Origin of the sequence: Pseudoduganella guangdongensis (assembly GCF_009857475.1) — a bacterium.
Classification (GTDB): Bacteria; Pseudomonadota; Gammaproteobacteria; order Burkholderiales; family Burkholderiaceae_D; genus Rugamonas; species Rugamonas guangdongensis.
The window spans coordinates 89245-113213 of the sequence record NZ_WWCJ01000017.1 but is presented as its reverse complement, the minus strand read 5'-3'; the positions used below and the strand labels follow the sequence as shown (position 1 = coordinate 113213).

The window sequence follows — 23969 nt, the reverse complement described above, 5'->3', positions numbered from 1 at the left end:
CCGGTTAGCCTGTGTAGTGAATGGTGTAGTAATGCCGTCAACAGCAGGAACCCTCCGAAGCGGACTATGCCAGCCCACTGCTGGTAGTGGCGCAGCAGGAATCCCCCTCCTTCCCGCGTAAGCGGCGGTCGGAGGCCGAGGTGGGGGAGGATGTCAATCAGGTCAGGAGAACGGAAGGAAAGGCGCGCTGCGGGCAATCCTGGCGTTCGCACACTTTACAGCCGGAGCCGATGGGGGTGGCGACGTCCGGGTCCTGCAAATCCAGTCCTTTCGAATACACCAGGCGGTGCGCTTGCGATACGTCGCAGCCCAGCGCCACGGCGAAGGAGCGGGCGGGCGCCTGGAAGCCGGCCGCGCCGGAGCTGATGGTCTTGGCGATCCACAAATGGGTGCCGCCATCGGGCATGCGCGCCAGCTGGCGCAGCACGCGGCCCGGCTGGCTGAAGGCTTCGTACACGATCCATAAAGGGCAAGTGCCGCCCACGCGCGAGAAGTGGAAGGCCGCCGCCGACTGCCGTTTCGACACATTGCCGGCGCGGTCAACGCGCACGAAGAACACCGGCAGCCCCGCAGCACCAGGGCGCTGCATGGTGCTCAAGCGATGGCAGACCGCTTCAAAGCCTACGCCGAAGCGGTGCGCCAGCAGCTCGATATCGTAGGCATGTGCTTCCGCCGCATCCAGGAAGGCGCGGTAGGGCATGAGCACCGCGCCGGCGTAGTAGTTGGACAGAGCCAGGCGCAGCGCGGCATCGCTGCTTAGGCGCGCCTGCGCCACCAGGGCTTCGATCACATCGCCATGTTCGAGCGCGCCGAGTTGAGCCGCCAGCTGGAAGGCGCGCTGGCCGGCAGACAGGGATTCGGACAGGTGCAGCACTTTGCGCTGCGCATCGAACTCGCGCTTGCGCGTGCCCAGCGCGCCGTCCGCATCGATCGAGATGGCGATGCCGTACTGCTCCTGCAGGCGGTTCTGCAGCGCCTGCGCGCTGTTGTTGCCGACGCGTTCCGCTGCTTCGTCCAGTTCTGCGATGTAGTTCTGGCGCTGGTTCAGGTAGTCGCGCACTTCTTCATCGGCGGACGGCGCCAGCACCCCTTGCCGCGTGCCGCTGCTATCGAGCTGCACTTCCAGCGACTCGGCCCGTTCCGCCGCCATGCGGTAGCGCCGCTGCAATTGCAGGATGGAGCGCGCCATGCCGGGCATGTTTTCGACCAGCGTTTTGAGCTCGGAGATGGAGGCCGGCTCGGCGCCCGGCAGGTCGCTCAACACGTCGCGCAGGTCGGCCACCAGGCCGGCGTTCTCGTGCTCGGAAAAAATCTGCGGGTCGACGTTCAGCGTGCTGCCGATTTTCAGCAGGATCGGCACGGTCAACGGCCGCTGGTTGTTCTCGATCTGGTTCAGGTAGCTGGGCGAGATGCCCAAGGTTTCAGCCAGCGCGGCTTGCGTCATCTGGCGTTCCTTGCGCACGCGCTGCAGCCGCGCGCCCATGAAAACTTTGCTCATGGCTGCCCTCGCAAAACTTCGCACACTTTGCAAAGTCTCGTCATTTCCTTCGCAATTCCTCGCACTTTCACTCCTTCACGCCGGATTCGAATGTGCGAATAATGCAAACAATTTACTAAAAGCGCAAGGAGGAGAAGATGGCTGTTACCGTTCCGTTGTTGATCAATGGCGAGTGGGTTGAATCGCGCAGCACCGTTTGGCGCGATGTCGTCAACCCCGCCACGCAGGAAGTGCTGGCGCGGGTACCGTTTGCCACGGCGGAGGAAGTGGCGCAAGCGGTATCGTCCGCGCAGCGCGCTTTCAAGACCTGGCGCAAGACGCCGATTGGCCAGCGTGCCCGCATCTTCCTCAAGCTGCAGCAGCTGATTCGCGAGAACATGGCTGACCTGGCAGCCACGCTGACGGCGGAGCAGGGCAAGACCCTGGTCGATGCGGAAGGCGATGTGTTCCGCGGCCTGGAGGTGGTTGAACATGCGGCCAATATCGGCACCCTGCAAATGGGCGAGTTCGCGCAAAACGTCGCGGGCGGCGTGGATACCTATACCGTGCTGCAGCCGCTTGGTGTTTGCGCCGGCATTACGCCGTTTAACTTCCCGGCCATGATCCCGCTGTGGATGTTCCCGATGGCGATCGCCTGCGGCAATACCTTTGTCCTCAAGCCTTCCGAGCAGGACCCGCTGGTGACGGTGAAGCTGGCCAAGCTCGCGCTGGCAGCTGGCATTCCGCCCGGCGTGCTGAATGTGGTGCATGGCGGCGAGGACGTGGTGAACGCATTGTGCGACCACCCGGATATCAAAGCCATCTCCTTTGTTGGTTCGAGCAAGGTGGGCACGCACGTGTACCAGCGCGCCACGCTGGCGGGCAAGCGCGCCCAGTGCATGATGGGGGCAAAGAACCACGCTGTGGTGCTGCCAGATGCGAACAAGGAGCAGACCCTGAACCAGCTGCTGGGCGCGGGCTTTGGCGCGGCAGGCCAGCGCTGCATGGCCGCATCCGTCGCAGTACTGGTGGGCGAGGCGCAGCTATGGCTGCCGGAACTGACGGAAAAGGCCAAGCGCCTGAGGATCGGCGCCGGCAAGGACAATCCCGACCTGGGGCCGGTGGTTTCCTGCGCGGCGAAGGAGCGCATCCTGGGTTTGATCGCGCGAGGCGTGGAGGAGGGCGCCACCCTGGCGCTCGATGGCCGCGATGTTAAGGTGGACGGCTACCCGAATGGCAATTTCGTCGGCCCAACCATCCTGGCCGACGTAAAGCCGGGCATGGCGGTATACGAGCAGGAGATCTTCGGCCCGGTGCTGATCGTGGTGCCGGCGGCGACGCTGGATGAAGCGATCGCCCTGGTCAACGCCAACCCGAACGGCAACGGCACCGCCCTGTTCACGCAAAGCGGCGCGGCGGCGCGCAAGTTCCAGGAGGAGATTGATGTCGGCCAGGTTGGCATCAACGTGCCGATTCCGGTGCCGGTACCCTTGTTCAGCTTTACCGGCTCGCGCGCTTCCAAGCTGGGCGATCTGGGCCCGTACGGCAAGCAGGTGGTGCTGTTCTACACCCAGACCCAGACCATCACCCAGCGCTGGTTCGACGACCTGGCCTCGGTTGGGCAGGTCAACACCACCATCAGCCTGAAGTAACGGCCATGGAATTCTCGCTCAACGACGAACAGCGCGAGTTCCAGCAAGCCGCGCGCGCCTTCGCGCAGGGCGAGCTGGAGCCGAACGCCGCGCGCTGGGATGCCGATGCCTATTTCAGCGTCGAGGCCATTGCCAAGGCCGGAGAGCTGGGCTTCTGCGGCCTGTACACGCCGCCGCGCTGGGGCGGCCTTGGCCTGACGCGCCTGGACGCGGCGGTGATTTTCGAAGAGCTGGCTGCAGGCTGCACATCGACCACCGCCTACCTCACCATCCACAATATGGCAACGTGGATGATCGCGCGCTGGGGGCAGGAGTCATTCTGCGAACAGTGGGTGCCGGCGCTGGCATCCGGTGCCAAGTTGGCCAGCTACTGCCTGACGGAGCCCAATGCCGGCTCCGACGCGGCCTCCCTGCGCACGCGTGCCGAACGCGATGGCGATACGTATGTTGTCACAGGCAGCAAGGCCTTCATTTCGGGCGGCAGCCGCACCGACATGCTGGTGGTGATGGCGCGTACCGGCGGCCCGGGTCCAGAGGGGATATCGGCCTTCGCGATACCGGCCGATACGCCTGGCGTCAGCTTCGGCAAGCTGGAAGAAAAGATGGGCTGGAACAGCCAGCCCACCTGCGCGATCAACTTCGACAGCGTGCGCGTGCCCGCAGCGAACCGGCTGGGCGACGAAGGGCAGGGCTTTGCCATCGCCATGAAGGGCTTGGACGGTGGGCGGATCAACATTGCCACCTGTTCCATCGGCACCGCGCAGGCAGCCCTCAACCGCGCCCAGTTCCACCTGAAAGAACGGGTGCAGTTCGGGCGCGAGCTGGCCCAGTTCCAGGCCTTGCAGTTCAAGCTGGCCGACATGCTGACCGAGCTGGTGGCGGCGCGGCAAATGGTGCGCCTGGCCGCCTGGAAGCTGGACACCGAAAGCCCGGACGCCAGCGCCTATTGCGCCATGGCCAAGCGCTTCGCCACCGATGCCGGTTTTACCGTCGCCAACGACGCCTTGCAACTGCATGGCGGCTACGGCTACATCCGCGAGTACCCGCTGGAGCGCCACGTGCGCGACACGCGGGTACACCAGATCCTTGAAGGTACCAATGAAATCATGCGCCTCATCATCGCCAGGGCAATCCTGCGTGACGGCGCCACGGAGACTTTGACATGAAAACAAGCTACACCAACCTGTCCGTCGAACGCCAACAGCATACCGTGCTGGTGACCTTGCAAAACCCGCCCGCCCATACCTGGACCGAGGAAAGCCTGACCGCCCTGCGCGAGTTGGTTGAAGATCTGCAGCACGAACGCGACATCTACGCGCTGGTGATCACCGGCGACGGCCCGAAATTCTTCTCCGCCGGCGCCGACCTGAAGCTGTTCGCCGACGGCGACAAATCCACCGCGCGCCGCATGGCGCAGCGTTTCGGCGAGGCCTTCGAGGCGCTGGCCGCATTCCGTGGCGTGACCATCGCCGCCATCAACGGCTACGCCATGGGTGGCGGGCTGGAATGCGCGCTGGCCTGCGACATCCGGATTGCGGAAGAACATGCGCAGCTGGCGTTGCCGGAAGCCTCGGTCGGCCTGCTGCCTTGCGCCGGCGGCACGCAGAACCTGGCGCGCCTGGTCGGCGAGGGATGGGCCAAGCGCATGATCCTGTGCGGGGAGCGCGTCAGCGCGGCGCAGGCTTTATCCATTGGCCTGGTGGAGGAAGTAGTGCCGACCGGGCAGGCGCTCACCGTTGCGCTGGCCCTGGCCGCCAAAGTGGCGCGCCAGAGCCCAAGCAGTGTCTCCGCCTGCAAATCCCTGATCCAGGCCGGCCGCACCCTGCCGACCCAGCACAACCTGCCGCTGGAGCGCGAGCGTTTCGTGAGCCTGTTCGATACCAATGACCAGAAGGAGGGCGTGCAAGCCTTCCTCGAAAAACGTGAAGCGAGCTGGCGCAATGCTTGAACTGAATATCGAAGAGCGCGAGGCTCCACACGGCAAGCGCGTCGCCATCGCGACCCTGGATGCGCCAAAATCGCTGCACGCACTGACGCTGGACATGATCCGTCAGCTGGACAAGGCGCTGGTACGCTGGGAGCAAGACCCGCAGATCGCCTGCGTTTTCCTGCACTCCAGCACCGACAAGGCCTTCTGTGCGGGCGGTGACGTACGCAGCCTGCGCGACGCGATCCTGGCCGAGCCCAAGGCATTCCCCAACCCCGCCGCGCAGGCCTTCTTCAGCGAAGAATACCGCCTGGACTACCGCATCCACACCTACAGCAAGCCGCTGGTCGTGTGGGGCGGCGGCATCGTGATGGGCGGCGGGCTTGGCCTGATGGCCGGCGCGGGTCACAGGATCGTCACGGAAACCACCCGCATCGCCATGCCGGAAATTTCCATCGGCCTGTTCCCGGACGTGGGCGGCAGCTGGTTTCTGCCACGCATGCCGGGCCGCAGCGGCTTGTTCCTGGCCCTGACCGGCGCGCCGCTCAACGCCGCCGACGCGCTGTTCACCGGCCTGGGCGACTACTTCATCGCGCAGCTAGAGCGCCAGAACGTCATCGAGGCCCTATGCCAGGCAGATTGGCGCGGAAATGGCGAACAAGCGGCAAACCGCGTCCTGCGCCAGTTCGCGGCCACCTTCGACATTAATGCCTTGCTTGCTTCCGAAGTGCGTGCACATTTCGACGCGATCCAGGCCATGACCGCGTCGCGCTCGCTGCCAGACGTCGTGGCGGCAATCGGCGCCTACGCCGGCGACGCACCCTGGCTGCAACGCGCAGCCAGAACCCTGGCTGCAGGCTCCCCATTCTCAGCCGCGCTGGGCTGGGAATTGCAGCAGCGCGCCCGCCACCTCAGCCTGGCGGACGTTTTCCGCATGGAGCTCGCCGTCGCCCTGCATTGCTGCGCCTACCCCGACTTTTCGGAAGGCGTGCGCGCGCTGTTGATCGACAAAGACAACGCGCCGCAATGGCAGGCCGCGACCGAGCGCGATATCGCCGGCGCGGTGGCACATTGCTTCACAGCGCCATGGCAGCAGCACCCGCTTTCAGACCTGGATAAGAAAATGGAGACGCAATGACGAACATCGCATTCATCGGCTTAGGCAATATGGGCGCACCGATGGCCCGCAACCTGGTGCGCGCAGGATTCAAGGTATCGGTCTACGACATCTCGTTACCTGCCGTGCGCGCACTGGCAGAAGAGGGTGCGCGCGCGGCGGGGAACGCGGCCGATGCCGTGCAAGGTGCGGACGTGGTCATCTCGATGCTACCTGCCAGCCAGCACGTGCGTGATCTGTACCTGGGCTCTGGCGGCGTGCTGGAGGCCGCGCGTGGCGATGCCTTGCTGGTTGACTGCAGCACCATCGCGCCCGAAGCATCGAAAGAGATTGCGGCCGCTGCAGCCGCGCGCGGCCTGGCGATGCTGGATGCGCCGGTCTCCGGCGGTACCGGCGGCGCTGCAGCCGGCACGCTGACCTTCATCGTTGGTGGCGAGGGGGAAGCGCTTGAGCGCGCGCGCCCGGTGTTGGCCGCCATGGGTAAGAGCATCTTCCACGCAGGCGGCAGCGGGGCAGGCCAGGTCGCCAAAATCTGCAACAACATGCTGCTAGGCGTGCTGATGGCAGGCACTGCCGAGGCCCTGAACCTGGGAGTCGCCCACGGCCTTGACCCGCAGGTGCTATCGGACATCATGTCCCGCAGCTCCGGCCGCAACTGGGCGCTGGAACTGTACAACCCCTGGCCCGGCGTGATGGAGTCGGCGCCCGCATCGCGCGGCTACACCGGTGGCTTCGGCTCGGACCTGATGCTCAAAGACCTCGGCCTGGCGCAGCAGGCGGCACTGGGTGTGGGCGCCGCGACGCCACTGGGCGCGCTCGCGCGGCAGCTGTACCAGCTACACCAGCAACAGGGCAGGGGACAGCTGGACTTTTCCAGCATCAAATACTTGTACAGGGCCGATTAATCGCCGACGAACTGAAGGCTGCGAAAATCGTCTGACAGCACAGCTGTCGGGTCGCCTTCATGCTCGTGCAGGACCATGAATTTCATCGCCAGCTTTCCGTCTCGCACGGAAAAGCTGGTGTAGTCGCTCGCGTGCCCGTCTGTGTTGAGCAGGATGACCGGCTCGCGGCAGCTATGGATCAACACCTTCCCAAGCCGCCTCGCAGGTGCTCGCGAAACGTCTACGGTCACCACAAATATCTCTTCGCCCGAGCCACACTGCCCACGGCCATCGCCGCTGGTCGTGCGCTCCGCGATATTCAGCAGCACGATGCCGCGCGATGCATACGGTTGCAGTTCGGACGGCAGGAACCGAATGTAATCTACGCTGCCAATCAACTCCGGCGTGTACCCCTTTTCGATCCTCGCGATGACGGCTTGCTTACCCTCGCGCTTGACCGCAATCGTACGGCGCAACGCGTTGTAGCGCATCTCTACCGGACGACCGGCCAGGCAAACGATTGCCGTCCGCGTGCCTTTGGCCGAAACGCTTAGCGATTCAGGTGTCTCGCCAACGCAGTGCCGGTTGCCTGCCCAAGCCATGACCGGCGCGAGGGACGCAATCACGGCACAGAGAAACGTCCGGGCTAACAATTAATTGACCTCATGTAGTTATCGGTTCACTAGAGGATTTGGTGGAATGGGGATTCGTTCATCGAGCGACCTTGATGAAGTATTCCTGTTGATTGATGTACGAAGCTTGCGAAAACTCCGGGAAAAGGACGATCTGGCCGTCTTCCATCCAGATTCGGTACGACTTGTTTCTGATGTCGTAATCACACGTTCCGTCGCAATCACCCAGGACGTCGGCGTTGTCGCTAATCAGGGCTTCCGCCAGATTGTCGTTCACATGGATCAGATCTTTGTAGGATGATATGCCCGCACGGAACTCCTCCCGAGGAAAAACCTCCTTCAAGAGTCGAGTTGGAGAAATGAACTTTCCACTCGCTTTGGCGAACACGAAGGCATCCCTCTCAAAATCGGGAGTTCCTCCACACACCGTGTCCCGTTCGAAGACCACGCTGACGTAGCGTTTGGATATGACGACTTTACCCAACTTGGACTCATACCCCCACGGGTGTCCCTGGGCACCTTGCTGGCATTCGGCAGCATAGATGCGGAAGCCCTTCACCACATCTCTTAGCTTGGCATTAATGGCCTGGATGCTGGTGCTGCTTAATCCCGGCCCGGAAACCAGCTGTACCGACTCGATTGAAACGTTTTTCCCCAGGCGCCGACCGTTGAACCTTGTAACAGGATGCACCGTGTACTTCACCTGTCGCGAGAGCGCATCCGGCTGAGAAGAGAATGGGTTTTCCAGCTTGCCGGTTTCAATCCAGCTCGTTGTAACGCGACCAGTCGCAGGATGAACATACCGCACATAAGTCCGAAGGCCCCGGGTTTTAAGCGCAACGACCACGGCACCGGTATCCACTACCCGTCGAATACCCAACGCCGGGATGTACTCGACCGAGGCAAAGCGCGCCGGATGATCATCGTCGGGGCCTTTGCGGAAGTCTCCCACGGCGCCGCCACATCCGTCATGTTGTTCGTCTGTCTGGACTATCCACCCCTTGCCCTTCGAGAAGACACGGCCGGGAACGCGCTCGCCGCGCTTTGTGAACGAAGTAATGGGAAAGGAAACGTCGTTGCTCTGACCACTCTCGTAAAAAAAGAAGCTGCACGAAAAATGCGCGACCCGATGCTCTGCGCCATAATAGCCGGTCAATCCTTCAGTTTTGTTGACCGCGATCAGGCGTGGATTGTCGAACACGTACAGCACTTTCGCGTATGCTGTGCTTGATACCAGCAATGCCGTCAAAGCTAAGATCTTGCGGAAGTCTTGCAGGAACATGAGCTCAGTTTTCGGACGAGAGGGTCAGGTACATCAACAGCTTGCCGTCGTCATTGCAGACGAAGCCTTGCACAGGCCTGCCGGACTTTTTGACCGTCGTCGCGTATTTACGGCAATCGGCATGGCTGGAGAGGTCGACGTTTGAATTGCGGCTCTTCTCCATGAGCCCACGGAAGGAGCTGGTGAGCCAAGGGCGCGCTGCCTCTGGAACTACCGCCGTTGTTCCGGTCGGCTCTTTGAGGGAGGCAAACCAGTTGTCCGCTGGCTCAAGCTCGGCCATCAAGGTAATGTAATCGGTCGGTCCAGGCACGCCACCGCTGTATTCAGGTGTGCCGAAAACATCCCAGCGCGCGGATTTTATGGGGAATTCGATGCTGATTATCGCGCCTAGCGCAGCTGCGTCTTCGGACTGGGGCGGCTTTGCATCGTCGTCTTTGCACGCGCTTAAGGCCAGGCTAGAGCAGATAACCAGCGAGAGTACAATAGTCCTCGGCATATATCGTTCAAGCATAATTATTTTGCATGCTACAAAATCCTACATGGGCACAAGAGAAACCACATTCGCCCCCCACGGCATGCAAAGATCGCATTTGCAACCAGAGGCGGCAATCAGTGCGATGAACTGTAAACGCATCAGCTTCAATTCCTCTTGCGGGAATTCATCGCTCATATAGTGGAAAGACTTCGCCTCCGGTCTCATAGGTGTAAGCCCCATCTCCTAAAGTAATACGCGACTTCTTAGCGCCCCATTTGGCACCTTTGAACGTCAAGCATGATTTCATCTCAGGGTTGTAGCCAAACCGTTCGCATACAAATGGCTTATGAAGCGTAAAATCAATGATTACGAACTGCCGGATGCAATTGCCATCCCGCGCCTCTGCCACAACAAGACGTTTAGTTATACGTCGGCCGATCATTTTCTTATTTCTAGGAAATCTATCGATTGCTGCCAACGAGTAATTATCCATTGGGATAAAACTTAGCGCATTGCCTCGAAGTCTTCTTCCAAGTTATCAGCAAAGTACCATGTGGAAGGACGTGTTACAGTGGCATGCTACGCTACGGCGAGTGGTGTAAGGGCGGCAAATGTTGTCCCGCTCTCTTCTACAGTCCTCCGGTAAGATCGCGTCTAAAATGCATCTCTGCTCATCGAAATTCGCTTCGAAATTACTGCTCCTCTGGTGGAATAATTTCCGAGCCCGTTCTGTAAATGTAAACGCCATCTCCGAGCGTAATACGTGATTCTTTAACTCCCCATTTCGCATTTTTGAGCTTAAGGCATAATTTCATCTCGGGGTTGTCACCAAATCTCTCACTGATGAATGGCTTGTTGAGCGTAAAGTCAAGAATAAGGAATTGGCGGATGCAATTACCGTCTCGTGCTTCCGCGACGATGAGGCGCTTTGTCATTGGGCGACCAATATTCTTACTCTTTTTTGGGGAACTATCTATGGCATTTGGTACCTCCCCGTCCATCGGCATTAGACTTAAAGTATTTCCCCAACCGTCGCGTGTAGACGTCGGAAGCAGAATTGACTTGGAATTCAATTCAATCCGGGCCGCCATGATGTCGAGGCGATCATTTGCATCGTAAAACTTCAAGTCACCAAATGTTGTCGGATAAGTATAGCTTATAGCCCTAATCTGCTCATCCGTCAGAGCTCGTGCATGAGAAGAATTTCCGATTGATGCCAATAGGAGAAGGCTAAATAGATTTAATTTGAACATAATTTTTAACCCAAGCGGTAATTTTTATTCAGAGCGAATCGGTAATTGCAACTAAGTCTCGAGGGGCAACGTACGCAGCAGCATTGCACATTTTCTCGTTGAGTTGTATCCGAGAATCGACGTATCGCTGCAGCCATTCGCGGTGGGCCGCGAGATAGTCTCCACCTAGCTTTTCTGCAGCCTTTTTAGCCCCGTCCTCCTTTAGTTGCGCAATAAGTAGTTCTTCCGCACGAGCGGCCGTCATCCTTCTTTTGATAAACGCAATGGCGTCATCTAGACCAAGATGGTGGGTGAGATAGATCATTTTTGCCTTCTCTGCATCGGAAAGATGGGAGGTTCGTATCCCCCTTTCTGCCAGCCCGGCCAGATTCTGGACTCCGTAATCTACTGCCGTTTGAATGGCAAAGTCAGGTTGGAACCGCAGATCCATTAAACTTTGTAAATTTGAATCCTTAGCGACAGCTCTGTCTCGAAAATATTCTCTTGTGTTAAGTGTCTGTGCGAGTGTCCGCTTTGCGCTTCCAGTTACCAAATTACCGTTCGCAAGTCTAAATGCCTTCACACTTTTTGTCTTTACCTTCTTCCCGATTTTCTGGGTTAGTGTGGTCTCTGTTATCCATCCTTCCTTAACTGCCCGGGCATTGAGATATGTACCGGAGATGGTGGCTTGGTCAATCCAGCTTCCATCTACGAATTGCGTCATGCCGCGTGCCGATGAGTTCGGTGAAGCTGAGTTCGCATCCCACTCCCCATTCGATCTATCTTTCGTGATGAATTTTGGCTTGCCATCCTTGCCAATTTTTTGCGTTTTGGTTTTCCGATCTATAACGGGTACTTTTTCAACTGTACGAATCGTTGCAGCTTCCGCATTCATAATCGCGGCAATTGCCTGTGGGCAAATTCCGGAACGTTTACTTGCAGCGAGGATGATTTCTCTGTATTTAAAATTTGCGTCAAGCCTAAGATTGTCTTTGTTAGGACATTCCAATGCCACTACTTGAACTGGATTTCCTTGGGCACTCCGCTTATCTTCAACGGTTCCCGGCTGCGTTGGCGCTGGCTTATCAGTTTTGGTAGTCTGCACCGGGCCCTCGTGGATCGCGGTTTTCGAAGTCACCTCGGTCTTCGGACTTCGAAGCGTGACTGTAGTTTCTTCATTACTAACGGCAACAGTCGATATTTTCTTCCAACCACCGGAGCTTTTTTCCGCAAAGATCTGCACCTCTTTGGTAGCGTCACCAATCGCCACTGTCGGGATTTCGCCATTCGAATCCGTCGAATACTCTATCCGTTCACACCCTAACTCAACCGCAAGTTTGAGATTTGAGATTGGCCGTCCAGCGGCACACTTCACTTGAACGGATAGGGTTTTTTCTGGCTGATCTTCTGCCTGCGCCGCGAGAGCCAAGGCCGGTATAGGCCGTTGTTTCTTCGGCGGGATTACGAGTATCTGGTCTTTTCTGATGAGTTCCGGGTTTTTGATCCCGTTGGCCGCGACCAGTTGAGGAACTGTCAAACCAAATTTTCCAGCAATTTTCGTGAGAGTGTCACGTTCTTTTACAATGTACGTCGAGTTCATTCTTCTGCTTCCCAATCCCACCAGTCTGTTAAATCCAAATTATGTGGTCGATCGGGCGTCGTTACTTCGGTCGTCCAGTCTCCAGACCCAATCAATACAACAAATTCCTCTGCTTTCTCATCGTTCGTGTGCCGGGTGGTTCTACCATCCGCACCTGTTTCGAGCGAATGCAGCACCTTTCTTGCTTTCGCGTCCTGTACCACGACATCGACTTTAGGTGCGGCTTCTCCCGATACGGCACTTATTGCCTTCCAACGCAGGCTGTGAGGCTCATTTTTAGGTGTGATCAGTTGATGTGGTAGTTCCCTCAGGTCCGCGTTCTTCGAGCTGCCGCCGTCGAAGTTGTGCTTCGCGCTCTTGACCGTGAAATTGCCCGGGCAGGCGAAGGTGATGTTGCCGCCTTCCAGCGTGATCGAGGATTGGCCGGCATGCAGCACGATCTTTTTGCTGGCCTTGATCTCTATGCCGTCATTGACCGACAGGATCACCACTTCCTTATCCGCCAGGATTTCCAGTTCGCCGGTGTTGGCCTGCATGGTGACATTGCCATTCCCGGAAATTGCCTTCAGGCCGCCTTCGCGCGCGAACATGGTGGCGGCGTTGGCGGCGACGCTGGAGTAGCTTTGGCCGGCGCTCAGGTGCAGGTCGGAGCCGCTGGTCCAGTGCACTTGCTGGCCGGCGTAGAGCAGGGTGGAGGCGGGCGTGGCCAGGTTGATGCTGTCCACGCTGTCCATCACGGTGATGGCGCCGGCGAAGCGTTCCACCGGTTTGGCGGCATCGAGGTCGCGTGCGCCGTCCTTGCCGCGCTGGGCGCTGTGGCCGTTGACGGCGCTGCCGTATTTGCCGTCCTGTTTCGGGTCGATCTGCTTTTGCAGGTCTTGCTGCGCTTTGACGGACTCGGCGCCGAACAGGGCTTGCTGCTGTTTGGCGCTCTTGTACAGGGCGTCTGCCAGCTTTTCGCCGGCGCGCAGGCGTTGCAGGGCGTCGTCGGCGTCGAGCTGGGTGGACTGGATGCCGCTGCCGTGCGTGCGGCGGGCGCTGGTGGTCAGCAGCAGGCCTTCGCCGGAACGCAGCACGGCCCAGGCGTCCGTGCGCAGCTCGAAGCCGGTGCCGCGATGTTCGCCGCGCGTGGCGGAGTTGGGGGGCTGGTGCACCAGGTAGCCCAGGTTCAGCTGGCTGGCGGCGGTGCTGCTGGCCAGGCGCATGCGCAACTGGCTGCTGGTGTCGTCCAGCACCCATTGGTTGTAGCCGCTGTTGTCGAGCGCGTGGCTGTGGATGCCGGAGATCACACCGGCGTGGTTGGCGCTGGAGTCGACCCCGGCGGAGAAGGGCGGCTGGTCGCTGCCGGTGTAGAGCTGGGCGACCACGATCGGGCGGTCGATGTCGCCTTCGATAAAGTCAACCAGCACTTCGGTGCCGATGCGCGGCGTGAACTGGCTGCCGAAGTTGGGGCCGGCCAGCGCTTCGGCCACGCGTACCCAGGTGCCGGAGCTGTCGTCGCCAGGGGCGTTGCCTTCCGTGTCGGTGTTGTGGCTGGCGCCGCCGGGGTTGGCGTTGCTGCCGCGCTGCCATGGGAACTGGATACGCACTTGCTGGTTGCGTTCCGTGGTATTCGCGCTGCCGGGCAGGCCGACCACCAGGGCGGTTTGCGCGCCAAGGGCGGCGCCGCGCAGGCGCTGGGCGGTGGCGGCGGGCACCAGGGGCACGGCGGCGCGCATGCTGGCAAAGCGGTTGCGGTAGGTGCCGGGCGCGACGCCGGGGCCGGCTTTCAGCGCGGGCGTGAAATTGTTGCGTGCTTCGTGCTCGACCCACAGAGTGGTGAATTCGTCGCCGTCGAAACGTTCGTGCGCGCTCAGTGCGAAGTTGCTGCCGGCGGCCAGGCGGCGCGCGGAGCCTTCGCCGGTGAACAGCTTGTTGCCCAGTTCCAGCGCCTGCAGCATCAGCAGGCTGTGGCCGTCGGCGGCGCCGCTGGCGGTGTAGCTGCGTTCTTCGCTGCCGTCGTATACCGCCATGGCGGGTAGTTCACCGGCATCGAGGTTGCTGGCCTGTTCGGCGGCGGGGGCGGCCACTTGCGCCGGGTCCCAGCTGGCGATGCTGACGGCGTTGGGGGCGATGGCGCGGCGCGCGGAAAACTGGTCGATGGCGTCGTCGCGTTCCGTGGCGCGCACGCCGTGGAAGCGCAGGGCTTGCACGGCGGGGCGTTTGGCCTGGCTGTCGAAGACTACGACGCGGTGGCGCGACTGGCCGTCCTGCGTGGCTTGCTCGTCCTGGTCGTGTTCGAAGCGCCAGTTCAGGCCTTCCGATGCCAGGATGCGGCACAGGAAGTCATAGTCGCTTTCGCGGTATTGGGTGCGGGTGGCGCGCGGCGCCAGTTCCTGGCTGATGTCGAAGTCCACCCTTACTTGCGGGTAGTCGGCCAGGATCTCTTGCACGATGTCGCGCACGGATTTGTCCTGGAAGATGTAGCTGTCGCGGCGCAGGCGCAGCAGGGCCAGCGCCGGTTCCAGGCGCAGGCGGTAACGCGCCACACCGCCGTCGGCGCCGAGCCAGCCGGCCTGCGTGCACAGGCCGTGCCAGGAGCGGCGGCTGCCGTCCGGCTGCAGCAGGCGGATGGTGAGCTCTTCGCCGATGAAGGGACCCAGGTCCAGGCTGGTGGACGTGCTGAGTGCTTCGATCTCGAAGTGGAACAGCTCATTCACGCCTTCGCGGCCGTGCATGCGTTCCGCCATCAGGCTTTCCGGCAAGCCGGATTCCTGGGCGCTGGAGAGGGTAAACAGGCGGCCGTTCTGGCCCAGGCCTGTGCCGAACAGCGACTGCATCACGGCAGCGTAATGGTGACGTGGGCCTGGCGCGGCGCCATGCGCACCACGTCGTTATAGGCTTCCACCTGCCCTGCGGTATGGCTGGAGAGCGAGGCGCGCAGGCCGATATACGCGAGGGCGGAAATCAGGGCGAAGACGGAGCACAGCACCCAGAGCGGCAGGTCGCTGCGCAGCTTGTGCATCACCTGGTCGGGGCGTTCGCCATGCGGCGCAAAGCCGGGACGGCGACCCTTCAGGTGGGCGATTTCGTCGCCCAGGCGGCTGGTCAGGTAGCCCAGCTTCTCCGAGCCTTCCAGGATGTAGCGGCCCTGGAAGCCGAGCAGCAGGCACATATGGAACACTTCCAGCGCCTCCACGTGCTCGCTGCCGCGCGTGCGCAGCGCTTCCAGGCGGTTGAAGAAGTTTTCGCCGGCCAGCTGGTCGCCGAACAGAGCCAGCTGCAGCGGTTTCATCTCCCAGGCGTCGCGGATCGCGAACTGCGAGCGCAGGATGATTTCATCCACCGCCGCGCAGAAGGCGTATTTGGCGGCGTCGATATCGTCGGCGGAGGCGCCTTTCTTGCGCGCGTTGCGGCCAAAGTCGTCCAGGAAGCGCGTCATGCGGGTCTGGAATTCGTTGTGGTCTTGCGGCGCGCTGCCGTTCTTCAGCATGAACAGCGCGTAGAAGCCGTCGTACATCAGGTCCAGCAGGGTGGAGGCCGCGCTTGGCGCGGCGGCAGATTCGGCGATCAGGGATGGCGGTGCAATGGTATTCATGGTCGTACGGATCAGGAGTTCACGGCAATCAGTTCAAGGCGCAGCTCGCGCATGCCGGCTGGCGCGTAGATTTCAATCGATTGTGCTTGCAGCATGCGTTCGTACAGCGGCCCTTTGGAGTCGAGCACGAAGTAGCAGGTGTCCGGACGCACCGGCACGGCGGCCGGCACTTGCGGCGCGTGCGACAGGCGAACGCCCGGCATGGCGGACAGCACGAATTTCTCCACGTCGTCCGGTGCGCCAACCTTGAAGCGCAGCGGCACCGCTTCCACCAGCTCCACTTGCGGCATTTCGGCCGCCACGGCGAGGTAGAAGGTGGTGTTGGCGTCGATCTTGCCCGAGTCGAGCATGCCGCGGTGGTGGGCCGGTTTCGGCTGCGACAGGGCGATGGCGAAGTAGCGCGAGGAAATCACGGTGTCCAGCAGCTCGCGCACGATCATGTATAGCTGCGCGAAAGCGGGACCGGGGTCGTCGTGGCGGTAGGGCGGCAGGTCGGACAGCGACCAGCTGCGCGAATACGTCATCAGCGCGCCGGCCAGCGACAGCAGCTGCTCGTACAGGCGCTCCGGGTGCAGCTCGGGGTTGTGGTAGTAGTGCGACAGCGATGCGAACGAGGTGCTGGCGGTATGCAGCAGCCAGAAGGTGGACATGTCGCCGCTGCGGAATTCAATCACGTTGCGGCTTGGCTCGCGGTGGTGGCCGTACAGCGCGTTGACCTTGGCTTGCAGCGCGTCGAGCAGGCGGCGCAGCTGCAGGTACAGCGGCTGCGCGCTGCGGATGGTCAGGCTGGGCGGCACGAAACCGGGATCGAGCTCAAAGCCGCCGGTCGACAGGCGACGCAGGCGCAGCAGGGGCAGGGTCACATAGCCTTCGCGCGGTTCGGCGTCCGACACCAGGCGCAGCGATTTTTTCAGGTAGGCCAGTTCGGCCTGCGCCGCCTGGGTGTACAGGTCGGGCGTTTCCACATTGGCTTGCGCGAAGCGGGCGCCATTGGCGGCCTGGCCGGTCTGCGCGAAATTGCCGCCGAAATGCTTGAACACGGGCAGGGCCACATACCACGTCACGCTGTGCTGCGACTGGGCCAGCTGGCCCAGGTCGATCGCCTCCGGCAGGTTGTCGCTGCCCGGCGCGTCCACCAGTTCGCCGTCCGGCAGCACCAGCGCCAGGTCGAGCAGGCGCAAGGTGTTGTGCGCCAGGGCTTCCATGTCGACCGCCAGCCGGTCAACGCCCCAGGCGTACGGGTGGACGGCCTTTACGCTGCGATGCAAACGGTATTCGTGGTAGCGGTCCTGTTGCTGGAAATGCTGGGGTCGCAGGAAAAGGCCTTCGCCCCATAACACCTTGCTGGCCATCTTATGATCCTTCTGATAATTGTTTTCTGGTAACTGCCAGAACAATAACACTTCCGTAAAAAGCCTGTACTGAAAGGCTCAATCGTGCGCGGGGGTGTGGGAATTGGTGAGATTCAATTGTGCGCAGGTAATATTTTTCTTCTGATAACGTTCGCCTGAGCAACTATTGTGAAAAAGCTATTTGTCCGTCCCCTAAGAGGTTAGTTATGAAGAAAATCACTGTTATCAGCCGTATCTTGTGCATCGCAGCATTCGCTGCTTCCTTGTCTGCCTGCCAGACCCTCGAGTCCACGAAAGTCGCTTTGCCGGTCAAACCGAAGCTGGAGGATTTGCTGGCCAAAGCCAGCGAAGCCAAGGCGGCGGGCAAGGCGGAGCAGGCCATCACGCTGTGGAAAGAAACCGCCCAGGCCTTCCCGGCCGATAAGCAGCCTTGGGTGAATATCGCCCAGGCCCGTTACGACGCCGGCCAGTACGGCGAAGCCATCGTCGCTGCGCAGGAAATCCTGGTGCGCGACCCGTCCGACCAACTGGCCAACAGCATCGTCGCCATTTCCGGCCTGCGCCTGTCGACCCGCGCGCTGGCTGACCTGAGCCGCCAGAACAACCTGTCCGGCAACATCCGCACTGAATCGCAGGACCTGGCCAAGCTGCTGCGCGAGAGCCTGGGCGAGAGCGTGCTGGTACCAACCGCGGAAAAACCGGTCAAGGCGCCGGCTAGAACCGCGACCCGCAAAACGCCGGCCAAAGCCAGCGCATCCACCCCAAGCGCCGACCCGTTCGGCGCGCTGAAATAAACCACTAGTCGAAACAAGGAGAAGCCATGTCCAAGAACGAAAGCGTGCAGAAGCGCCTGCAGAAAATCCGTCCGCCACGGGTCCAGATGACCTATGACGTGGAAATCGGCGACGCCATCGAAAACAAGGAGCTGCCCTTTGTGATGGGCGTTGTCGGCGATTTCGGCGGCAATTCCGAGGTGGAGCAAAAGCGCCTGAAGGAACGCAAGTTCGTCAACATCGACCGCGACAACTTCGACGAGGTGCTGAAAGGCGTGGAGCCGCGCGCCACCTTCCGCGTGCCCAATGAGGTGGGCGGCGAAGGCCAGTTCGGCGTGGACCTGAAATTCAAGGCCATGTCCGACTTCCGTCCGGAGTCGATCGTGCAGCAGGTGGAGCCGCTGCGCCAGCTGCTGGAGGCGCGCAACAAGCTGGCCGACCTGCGTAACAAGCTGGCCGGCAACGACAAGCTGGAAGACCTGCTGAACGACGTGCTGCGCAGCACCGAGAAACTGGCCGAACTGGGCCAACCTGCCGCCAAAGGAGAGTGATATGTCGGCCCAACTGAATGCCGGCGGCGCGCTGGCCACTACCGAACACTCCCTGCTGGACCAGATCGTTGAGCAGAGCAAGGTCGCCAAATCGACCACCGAGCATGCGCGTGCGCGCGACATCATCGCCGAACTGGCGCAGCAGGTCATGGCCGGCACCGTGGTGGTGTCGGACAACCTGGCCGCCACCATCGATGCCCGCGTGGCGGAGCTGGATCGCGTGATTTCCGCCCAGCTGTCGGCCATCATGCACGCGCCGGAGTTCCAGAAGCTCGAAAGCAGCTGGACCGGCATGCATTACCTGGTGAAGAACAGCGCCACCGGCACCGGCTTGAAGATCAAGATGCTGAACGCGACCAAGAAGGAGCTGGTCAAGGACTTCCAGGGCGCGCTGGAATTCGACCAGAGCGCCATGTTCCGCAAGGTCTACGAGGAAGAATTCGGCACCTTCGGCGGCGCCCCGTTCGGCGCCCTGATCGGCGACTTCGAGATCACCCGCCAGCCGGAAGACATGTACTTCATCGAGCAGATGTCGCACGTGGCGGCGGCGGCGCATGCGCCGTTCATCAGCTCTGCCTCGCCGGAGCTGTTCGGCCTGGAGACCTACGCCGACCTGGGCAAGCCGCGCGACCTGTCGAAAGTATTCGACACCGTGGAATACGCCAAGTGGAAGTCGTTCCGCGAATCGGAAGACTCGCGCTACGTCGGCCTGACCCTGCCGCGCTTCCTGGGCCGCCTGCCGTTCAATCCGGCCGACGGTGCCACCGTGGAAGGCTTCAACTACGTCGAGGACGTGGACGGCACCGACCACCACAAATACCTGTGGTGCAACGCGGCCTATGCCTTCGGCGTGCGCCTGACCCGCGCCTTCGAGGACTTCGGCTGGTGCGCGGCCATCCGCGGCGTGGAAGGCGGCGGCCTGGTGGAAGACCTGCCGACCCACACCTTTAAAACCGATGAAGGCGAAGTGGCGCTCAAGTGCCCGACCGAAATCGCCATTACCGATCGCCGCGAGAAGGAGCTGAGCGACCTTGGCTTCATCTCGCTGGTGCATTGCAAGAACACCGACTACGCGGCCTTCTTCGGCGCGCAGTCGGCGCAGAAAGCACGTAAGTACAACACTGACGCTGCCAATGCAAACGCCGTGCTGTCGGCCCAGCTGCAGTACATCTTCGCCGTGTCGCGCATCGCCCACTACATGAAGGCCATGATGCGCGACAAGATCGGCAGCTTCGCCGCTGCCTCCAACGTCGAGGACTACCTGAATCGCTGGCTGACCCAGTACGTGCTGTTGGACGACAACGCTAGCCAGGAGCAAAAAGCGCAGTTCCCTCTGCGCGAAGCCAGCGTGCAAGTGTCGGAAGTGCCGGGCCGTCCCGGTGTCTATCGCGCCGTGTCGTTCCTGCGTCCGCACTTCCAGCTCGACGAGCTGTCCGTTTCACTCCGTTTGGTCGCGGAGTTGCCGCAATCGACCAAGTCGTAATTTAATTTTTTTATTTTCTCAGAAACAGAAAGGAATACCATGGCAATCGACGTCTACCTGCAAATTGACGGTATCAAAGGCGAGTCCACCGATACCGCCCACAAAGATTGGATCGAAGTCAAATCCGTCCAGTGGGAAGTGTTGCAGCCTAAGTCTGCCACCGCATCGACCGGCGGCGGCCACACCGCGGAGCGTACCGAGCACCGCGACATCGTAGTTTCCAAGCTGGCCGACCTGGCTTCGCCACTGCTGCTGCAGAATTGCTCCTCCGGCAAAACCCTGCCGAAAGCAAAGCTGGAGTTCATGCGTGCCGACGGCCAGGGCGACCGCGTCAAGTACTTCGAGATCGAACTGGAAAACGTGCTGATTTCCAGCGTCGCGCCAGAAGTGCGCCAGGGCGACATCCTGGGCGAAGACGTTTCGCTGAAATACTCCAAAGTGAAGTGGAAGTACACCCAGCAGAAAGTCAACGGCGGCACCGGCGGCAACACCTCCGGCGGCTGGGACCTGTCGTCCAATAAGGTCGCGTAAGAGGAAAGCAGATGACGGTGAGGGGATTCACGCCGGGCTTGATGGACCGGCTGCTGTTGCCCGGCGACCCTGGCGCCGGCAGCGGCGCGGTGCACAGGATGTCGCTGGAGGAGATGAAAGACTCCGTCGCGCGCGACCTGGAGGCCCTGCTGAACACCCGCACCGTCATTCCTGAGCATCTGCTCAAGCGCTTTCCAGAGTGCGGTCGCTCCATCATCAGCTACGGGCTGAATGACTTTGCCGGCATGTCGCTGGCCAGTCCGGACGACCGCGCCGCCATTTGCCAGGGGCTGGAGCGTGCCATTGCACGGCACGAGCCGCGCCTGCGCAATGTGCGGGCCACGCTGGAAATGAGCGAGGGCGGCATCGACCGCCTGAATTTCGCCATTACGGCGCTGCTGGTGCTGCATGCGGCGCAGGAACCGGTCAATTTCGACGCGGTGCTGCAGCCATCCAGCCTGCATTACACGATTAGCAAGGCACGCCGCGTGGCGATGCCGGGAGCATGATTTGGAAGAATTACTGCCGTACTATGAGCGCGAACTGGGCTTCTTGCGGCGCTATGCGCGCGAGTTCGCCGAGCGCTACCCCAAGATTGCGGGCCGCCTGCTGATCGGCGGCGAGGTCTGCGAAGACCCGCATATCGAACGCATGATCCAGTCCTTCGCGCTGCTTAATTCGCGCGTATCGAAGCGGCTGGACGACGATTACCCCGAATTCACCGAAGCACTGTTCGAAGTGCTGTATCCGCACTACCTGCGGCCTTTTCCATCGTGCTCGATCGCGCGCATGGATTACGCTTCCACCGCCGCCCAGTTGACCGCCGCCACCGACATTGCGCGCGGCACGGAGCTGAACACGCGCCCGGTCAACGGCGTGGCCTGCACTTTCCGCACCGCCTATCCGGTCACCATTGCGCCGCTCGAGTTGAGCCGCGCCTCCTTCACGGCCGCCCTGGCCGCGCCGGAAGCGGTGCAGCTGCCGCCGGGCGCCGGTGCCGGCCTGGCCATCACCATCGAATCGCTGTCCGAGCAGGTTGGCCTGCCGGCCATGGAAGTGGCCAAGCTGCGCGTCTTTATCGACGGCGAACCGTCTTTCTGCGCGGCCCTGCGCGACGCGCTGTTCATGCGCAGCGCCAAAGCCTGGGTCGAGTGCGACGGCAACGGCCGCTGGCTGCCGCTGGCGCGCATTCCGGTGGCCGCCGCCGGTTTCGAGGACGACGACGCGCTGATCGACTTTTCGGCGCGCTCGCACCAGGCCTATCGCCTGCTGACCGAGTATTTCTGCTTCCCGGAGAAGTTCAACTTCTTCGATATCGACCTGGCGGCCCTGTGCGCCCAGGCGCCGTTCGGCTGCAAGCGCCTGACCTTGCACATTGCCATGAGCGGCCTGCGGCCCGATTCGCACACGGCGCGCATGCTGTCCACGCTGAATACCAACAACCTGCTGCTGGGCTGCACGCCGGTGGTCAACCTGTTCGCCCAGCGCGGCGAACCGATCCGCATCACGCATACCGCCGCCAGCTATCCGGTGCTGGCCGATGCGCGCCGCGCCTACGCCTACGAGGTGGTCGCCATCGACGCGGTGCGCATGGTGCGCCAGACGCCGCAGGGCGAATCCATCGTGGAATTCCGCCCCTTTTATTCGCTGCGCCACGGCGAGACGCCGGAAAAGCACGGCCACTACTGGGTGATGCGGCGCGACGAGCAGATGGCGCTGCAAAGCCCCGGTTACGAAACCGAAATCACCATCGTCGATATCGACTTCGATCCGGCGGCGGTGGAGACCGACACCCTGAGCCTGCAGCTGACCTGCACCAACCGCGATTTGCCGGCCTCGCTGGCCTACGGCATGCGCGGCGGCGACCTGTTCCTGGAGGGCGGCTCCAGCGTGCGCAGCATCAGTTTCCTGCGCAAGCCCACGCCATCGCAGCGCTTCGAGCGCGGCCACGGCGCGCACTGGCGCCTGGTGTCGCACCTGTCGCTCAACCACCTGTCGTTGTCGGGCGGCGGCCTGGAGGCGTTCCAGGAAATGCTGGCGCTGTACGACCTGCCGCGCTCCGCCGCGACCCAGCGCCAGATCCAGGGCCTGCGGGCGGTGGCCTACAAGCCGGCCAATGCCTGGCTGGCCGGCAATCCGTTTGCTTGCGTGGTGCGCGGCATGGAGGTGCGCCTGACGCTGGAGGAAGAAGCCTTCGTCGGCAGCGGCATTCATGCCTTTGCCCAGCTGATCGAGCGTTTCCTTGGCCTGTACGTGCACGCCAATAGTTTTACGCAACTGGTCGTCGTGGCCGAACGAACCGGGGAGGAGCTGCTGCGATGCACACCGCGAAGCGGCGATTTGAGCCTGCTGTAATCGAGCGCCTGTTCGCCGAGCCGTTCCGCTTCCAGTTCTTCCAGGCGGTGCGCATGGTCGAGCTGTGGCTGCGCCGCCATGGAGTGGCGCAGGAGGGGGCGGTCGCCAACTTCATGCGCTTTCAGAACCCGCTGACCTTGCGCTTCCCGGCCAGCCAGATCGAGGCCCTGCGCGCGGAGCCGCGCGAGATCCTGCCGACCGCGCCGGCGCTGGCCGAGGCCTTGCACGGCAAGCAGCTGCGCTACCTGCGCATGACGCCCAATTTCATGGGCTTCCTGGGCAGCGCGGGCGCCTTGCCGGCCCATTACACGGAAGCGATTGCAGCTCACCAGCTGTACGAAAAGGACGAGGGGCCGCGCGCCTTCCTCGACGTCTTCTCGACCCGTTCGCTGTCGCTGTTCTACGAAGCCTGGCGCAAGTACCGCCTGGAGCTGAAGTACCAGCTGGACGGGCAGGACCGCTTCCTGCCGCTGCTGCTGGCGCTCGGCGGCCTGGGCGGCAAAGGGCTGACCCAGCGCCTGGGCGCCGCCGTGCCGGGCGCTGCGCCCGGCCACGGCGCGGTGCGCGACGAGTCGCTGGCGTTCTTCGCCACGGCCTTACGCCAGCGGCCCGCCTCCGCCTCGAACATGGCGCGCGTGCTGGGCGAATACTTCCGCGTGCAGGTGGCGGCGACGCAGTTCGTCGGCTGCTGGTGCGAAGTGCCGGCGACGCAGCAGACCATGCTGGGCGGCGTGTCGGCGCAGCTGGGCGCAACCGCCATGATCGGTTCGCGCGTGTGGCAGCGCGACCTGCGCATGCGCCTGACCATCGGCCCGCTGCGGCGCGCCGATTTCGACGCTTTCTTGCCGGGCGGCAGCGCGGCGCTGGCGCTGGACAAGCTGCTGTCGATGTTCACCGGCGTCACGCTGGAATACGAGATTTGCCTGGTGCTGCGCGCCGACGACGTGTCCGGCGCGTCGCTGGGCGCCGGTGCGCGCCTGGGCTGGGATAGTTTCATGCAGGACGGCGCCGCGCACGAGGACCGCAGCGACGTCCACTACTTCATCCACGGCTTAACGAATTAATTACA

The 23969-nt window shown here is 61.9% G+C and carries 21 protein-coding genes; 12 read left to right on the top strand and 9 right to left on the bottom strand.

Going from position 1 to position 23969, the window contains the following annotated elements:
• Positions 1–157: 157 nt before the first annotated feature.
• On the bottom strand, positions 158–1498 hold the full coding sequence (locus tag GTP41_RS20705; protein ID WP_161027480.1) for a short-chain fatty acyl-CoA regulator family protein: 1341 nt from the start codon (positions 1496–1498) through the stop codon (positions 158–160).
• A gap of 137 nt (positions 1499–1635) precedes the next feature.
• Here GTP41_RS20705 and GTP41_RS20700 point away from each other — a divergent pair, with 137 nt between their 5' ends.
• From GTP41_RS20700 to mmsB, 5 genes are read left to right on the top strand one after another with little or no spacing between them, the layout of a single operon-like run.
• The gene (locus GTP41_RS20700) at positions 1636–3129 is read left to right on the top strand and encodes a CoA-acylating methylmalonate-semialdehyde dehydrogenase (RefSeq protein WP_161027479.1); all 1494 of its coding nucleotides are present in this window, start codon (positions 1636–1638) and stop codon (positions 3127–3129) included.
• A gap of 5 nt (positions 3130–3134) precedes the next feature.
• The gene (locus GTP41_RS20695) at positions 3135–4295 is read left to right on the top strand and encodes an acyl-CoA dehydrogenase family protein (protein ID WP_161027478.1); all 1161 of its coding nucleotides are present in this window, start codon (positions 3135–3137) and stop codon (positions 4293–4295) included.
• Positions 4292–5077, top strand: a complete 786-nt coding sequence (locus tag GTP41_RS20690; protein ID WP_161027477.1) for an enoyl-CoA hydratase — start codon at positions 4292–4294, stop codon at positions 5075–5077. The genes GTP41_RS20695 and GTP41_RS20690 overlap by 4 nt, the downstream gene beginning before the upstream one ends.
• On the top strand, positions 5070–6194 hold the full coding sequence (locus GTP41_RS20685; RefSeq protein ID WP_161027476.1) for an enoyl-CoA hydratase/isomerase family protein: 1125 nt from the start codon (positions 5070–5072) through the stop codon (positions 6192–6194). The genes GTP41_RS20690 and GTP41_RS20685 overlap by 8 nt, the downstream gene beginning before the upstream one ends.
• Positions 6191–7078: a 3-hydroxyisobutyrate dehydrogenase gene (gene mmsB / locus GTP41_RS20680; RefSeq protein WP_161027475.1), complete on the top strand. Its 888-nt coding sequence runs from the start codon at positions 6191–6193 to the stop codon at positions 7076–7078. Before GTP41_RS20685 ends, mmsB begins: the two co-directional genes overlap by 4 nt.
• On the opposite strand, the gene GTP41_RS20675 is transcribed toward mmsB, so the two are convergent.
• The 8 genes from GTP41_RS20675 to tssK all read right to left on the bottom strand — a co-directional run bounded on the left by GTP41_RS20675 (position 7075) and on the right by tssK (position 17207).
• The gene (locus GTP41_RS20675; protein WP_161027474.1) at positions 7075–7683 is read right to left on the bottom strand and encodes a hypothetical protein; all 609 of its coding nucleotides are present in this window, start codon (positions 7681–7683) and stop codon (positions 7075–7077) included. The genes mmsB and GTP41_RS20675 overlap by 4 nt on opposite strands.
• 85 nt (positions 7684–7768) lie before the next feature.
• Positions 7769–8971, bottom strand: coding sequence for a hypothetical protein (locus GTP41_RS20670; RefSeq protein ID WP_161027473.1), 1203 nt, complete (start codon positions 8969–8971; stop codon positions 7769–7771).
• Between the two features lie 4 nt (positions 8972–8975).
• Positions 8976–9482 (bottom strand): hypothetical protein, encoded by a 507-nt coding sequence (locus tag GTP41_RS20665; protein WP_161027472.1) that lies wholly within the window; start codon positions 9480–9482, stop codon positions 8976–8978.
• Positions 9483–10138: 656 nt separating this feature from the next.
• Entirely contained in the window at positions 10139–10699 is a 561-nt protein-coding gene (locus GTP41_RS20660) for a hypothetical protein (protein ID WP_161027471.1), read from the bottom strand.
• Between the two features lie 28 nt (positions 10700–10727).
• Complete coding sequence (locus tag GTP41_RS20655; RefSeq protein ID WP_161027470.1) at positions 10728–12278, bottom strand: LysM peptidoglycan-binding domain-containing protein; 1551 nt, start codon at positions 12276–12278, stop codon at positions 10728–10730.
• Positions 12275–15097: a type VI secretion system Vgr family protein gene (locus GTP41_RS20650; RefSeq protein WP_161027469.1), complete on the bottom strand. Its 2823-nt coding sequence runs from the start codon at positions 15095–15097 to the stop codon at positions 12275–12277. Before GTP41_RS20650 ends, GTP41_RS20655 begins: the two co-directional genes overlap by 4 nt.
• Positions 15097–15855 carry a type IVB secretion system protein IcmH/DotU gene (gene icmH / locus GTP41_RS20645; RefSeq protein WP_161027468.1) on the bottom strand — a complete coding sequence of 253 codons (759 nt, stop codon included), beginning with the start codon at positions 15853–15855 and terminating at the stop codon, positions 15097–15099. The genes GTP41_RS20650 and icmH overlap by 1 nt, the downstream gene beginning before the upstream one ends.
• Positions 15856–15866: 11 nt before the next feature.
• The gene (gene tssK, locus GTP41_RS20640) at positions 15867–17207 is read right to left on the bottom strand and encodes a type VI secretion system baseplate subunit TssK (protein WP_161027467.1); all 1341 of its coding nucleotides are present in this window, start codon (positions 17205–17207) and stop codon (positions 15867–15869) included.
• 206 nt (positions 17208–17413) lie between these two features.
• Here tssK and GTP41_RS27465 point away from each other — a divergent pair, with 206 nt between their 5' ends.
• From GTP41_RS27465 to tssG, 7 genes are read left to right on the top strand one after another with little or no spacing between them, the layout of a single operon-like run.
• A complete protein-coding gene (locus GTP41_RS27465) occupies positions 17414–18001 on the top strand; it encodes an outer membrane protein assembly factor BamD (protein ID WP_229502982.1) in 588 nt (195 codons plus the stop codon).
• Positions 18002–18027: 26 nt separating this feature from the next.
• Positions 18028–18531 carry a type VI secretion system contractile sheath small subunit gene (tssB, locus tag GTP41_RS20630; RefSeq protein WP_161027466.1) on the top strand — a complete coding sequence of 168 codons (504 nt, stop codon included), beginning with the start codon at positions 18028–18030 and terminating at the stop codon, positions 18529–18531.
• A gap of 1 nt (position 18532) precedes the next feature.
• Positions 18533–20014, top strand: a complete 1482-nt coding sequence (gene tssC / locus GTP41_RS20625; protein WP_161027465.1) for a type VI secretion system contractile sheath large subunit — start codon at positions 18533–18535, stop codon at positions 20012–20014.
• A 39-nt stretch (positions 20015–20053) separates the two neighbouring features.
• Entirely contained in the window at positions 20054–20545 is a 492-nt protein-coding gene (locus GTP41_RS20620; protein ID WP_161027464.1) for an Hcp family type VI secretion system effector, read from the top strand.
• Between the two features lie 17 nt (positions 20546–20562).
• Positions 20563–21054 (top strand): type VI secretion system baseplate subunit TssE, encoded by a 492-nt coding sequence (tssE, locus tag GTP41_RS20615; RefSeq protein WP_161027484.1) that lies wholly within the window; start codon positions 20563–20565, stop codon positions 21052–21054.
• A 1-nt stretch (position 21055) separates the two neighbouring features.
• Entirely contained in the window at positions 21056–22900 is a 1845-nt protein-coding gene (gene tssF / locus GTP41_RS20610; RefSeq protein WP_161027463.1) for a type VI secretion system baseplate subunit TssF, read from the top strand.
• The gene (tssG, locus tag GTP41_RS20605) at positions 22864–23964 is read left to right on the top strand and encodes a type VI secretion system baseplate subunit TssG (RefSeq protein WP_161027462.1); all 1101 of its coding nucleotides are present in this window, start codon (positions 22864–22866) and stop codon (positions 23962–23964) included. The genes tssF and tssG overlap by 37 nt, the downstream gene beginning before the upstream one ends.
• Positions 23965–23969 lie beyond the last annotated feature (5 nt).

What these genes read in the sequence shown, in the direction of transcription:
- GTP41_RS20705 (WP_161027480.1), bottom strand. Translation starts at nt 1,498, where the DNA reads ATGAGCAAAGTTTTCATGGGCGCGCGGCTGCAGCGCGTGCGCAAGGAA.
- GTP41_RS20700 (WP_161027479.1), top strand. Translation starts at nt 1,636, where the DNA reads ATGGCTGTTACCGTTCCGTTGTTGATCAATGGCGAGTGGGTTGAATCG.
- GTP41_RS20695 (WP_161027478.1), top strand. Translation starts at nt 3,135, where the DNA reads ATGGAATTCTCGCTCAACGACGAACAGCGCGAGTTCCAGCAAGCCGCG.
- GTP41_RS20690 (WP_161027477.1), top strand. Translation starts at nt 4,292, where the DNA reads ATGAAAACAAGCTACACCAACCTGTCCGTCGAACGCCAACAGCATACC.
- GTP41_RS20685 (WP_161027476.1), top strand. Translation starts at nt 5,070, where the DNA reads ATGCTTGAACTGAATATCGAAGAGCGCGAGGCTCCACACGGCAAGCGC.
- mmsB (WP_161027475.1), top strand. Translation starts at nt 6,191, where the DNA reads ATGACGAACATCGCATTCATCGGCTTAGGCAATATGGGCGCACCGATG.
- GTP41_RS20670 (WP_161027473.1), bottom strand. Translation starts at nt 8,971, where the DNA reads ATGTTCCTGCAAGACTTCCGCAAGATCTTAGCTTTGACGGCATTGCTG.
- GTP41_RS20665 (WP_161027472.1), bottom strand. Translation starts at nt 9,482, where the DNA reads ATGCTTGAACGATATATGCCGAGGACTATTGTACTCTCGCTGGTTATC.
- GTP41_RS20660 (WP_161027471.1), bottom strand. Translation starts at nt 10,699, where the DNA reads ATGTTCAAATTAAATCTATTTAGCCTTCTCCTATTGGCATCAATCGGA.
- GTP41_RS20655 (WP_161027470.1), bottom strand. Translation starts at nt 12,278, where the DNA reads ATGAACTCGACGTACATTGTAAAAGAACGTGACACTCTCACGAAAATT.
- GTP41_RS20650 (WP_161027469.1), bottom strand. Translation starts at nt 15,097, where the DNA reads ATGCAGTCGCTGTTCGGCACAGGCCTGGGCCAGAACGGCCGCCTGTTT.
- icmH (WP_161027468.1), bottom strand. Translation starts at nt 15,855, where the DNA reads ATGAATACCATTGCACCGCCATCCCTGATCGCCGAATCTGCCGCCGCG.
- tssK (WP_161027467.1), bottom strand. Translation starts at nt 17,207, where the DNA reads ATGGCCAGCAAGGTGTTATGGGGCGAAGGCCTTTTCCTGCGACCCCAG.
- GTP41_RS27465 (WP_229502982.1), top strand. Translation starts at nt 17,414, where the DNA reads ATGAAGAAAATCACTGTTATCAGCCGTATCTTGTGCATCGCAGCATTC.
- tssB (WP_161027466.1), top strand. Translation starts at nt 18,028, where the DNA reads ATGTCCAAGAACGAAAGCGTGCAGAAGCGCCTGCAGAAAATCCGTCCG.
- tssC (WP_161027465.1), top strand. Translation starts at nt 18,533, where the DNA reads ATGTCGGCCCAACTGAATGCCGGCGGCGCGCTGGCCACTACCGAACAC.
- GTP41_RS20620 (WP_161027464.1), top strand. Translation starts at nt 20,054, where the DNA reads ATGGCAATCGACGTCTACCTGCAAATTGACGGTATCAAAGGCGAGTCC.
- tssG (WP_161027462.1), top strand. Translation starts at nt 22,864, where the DNA reads ATGCACACCGCGAAGCGGCGATTTGAGCCTGCTGTAATCGAGCGCCTG.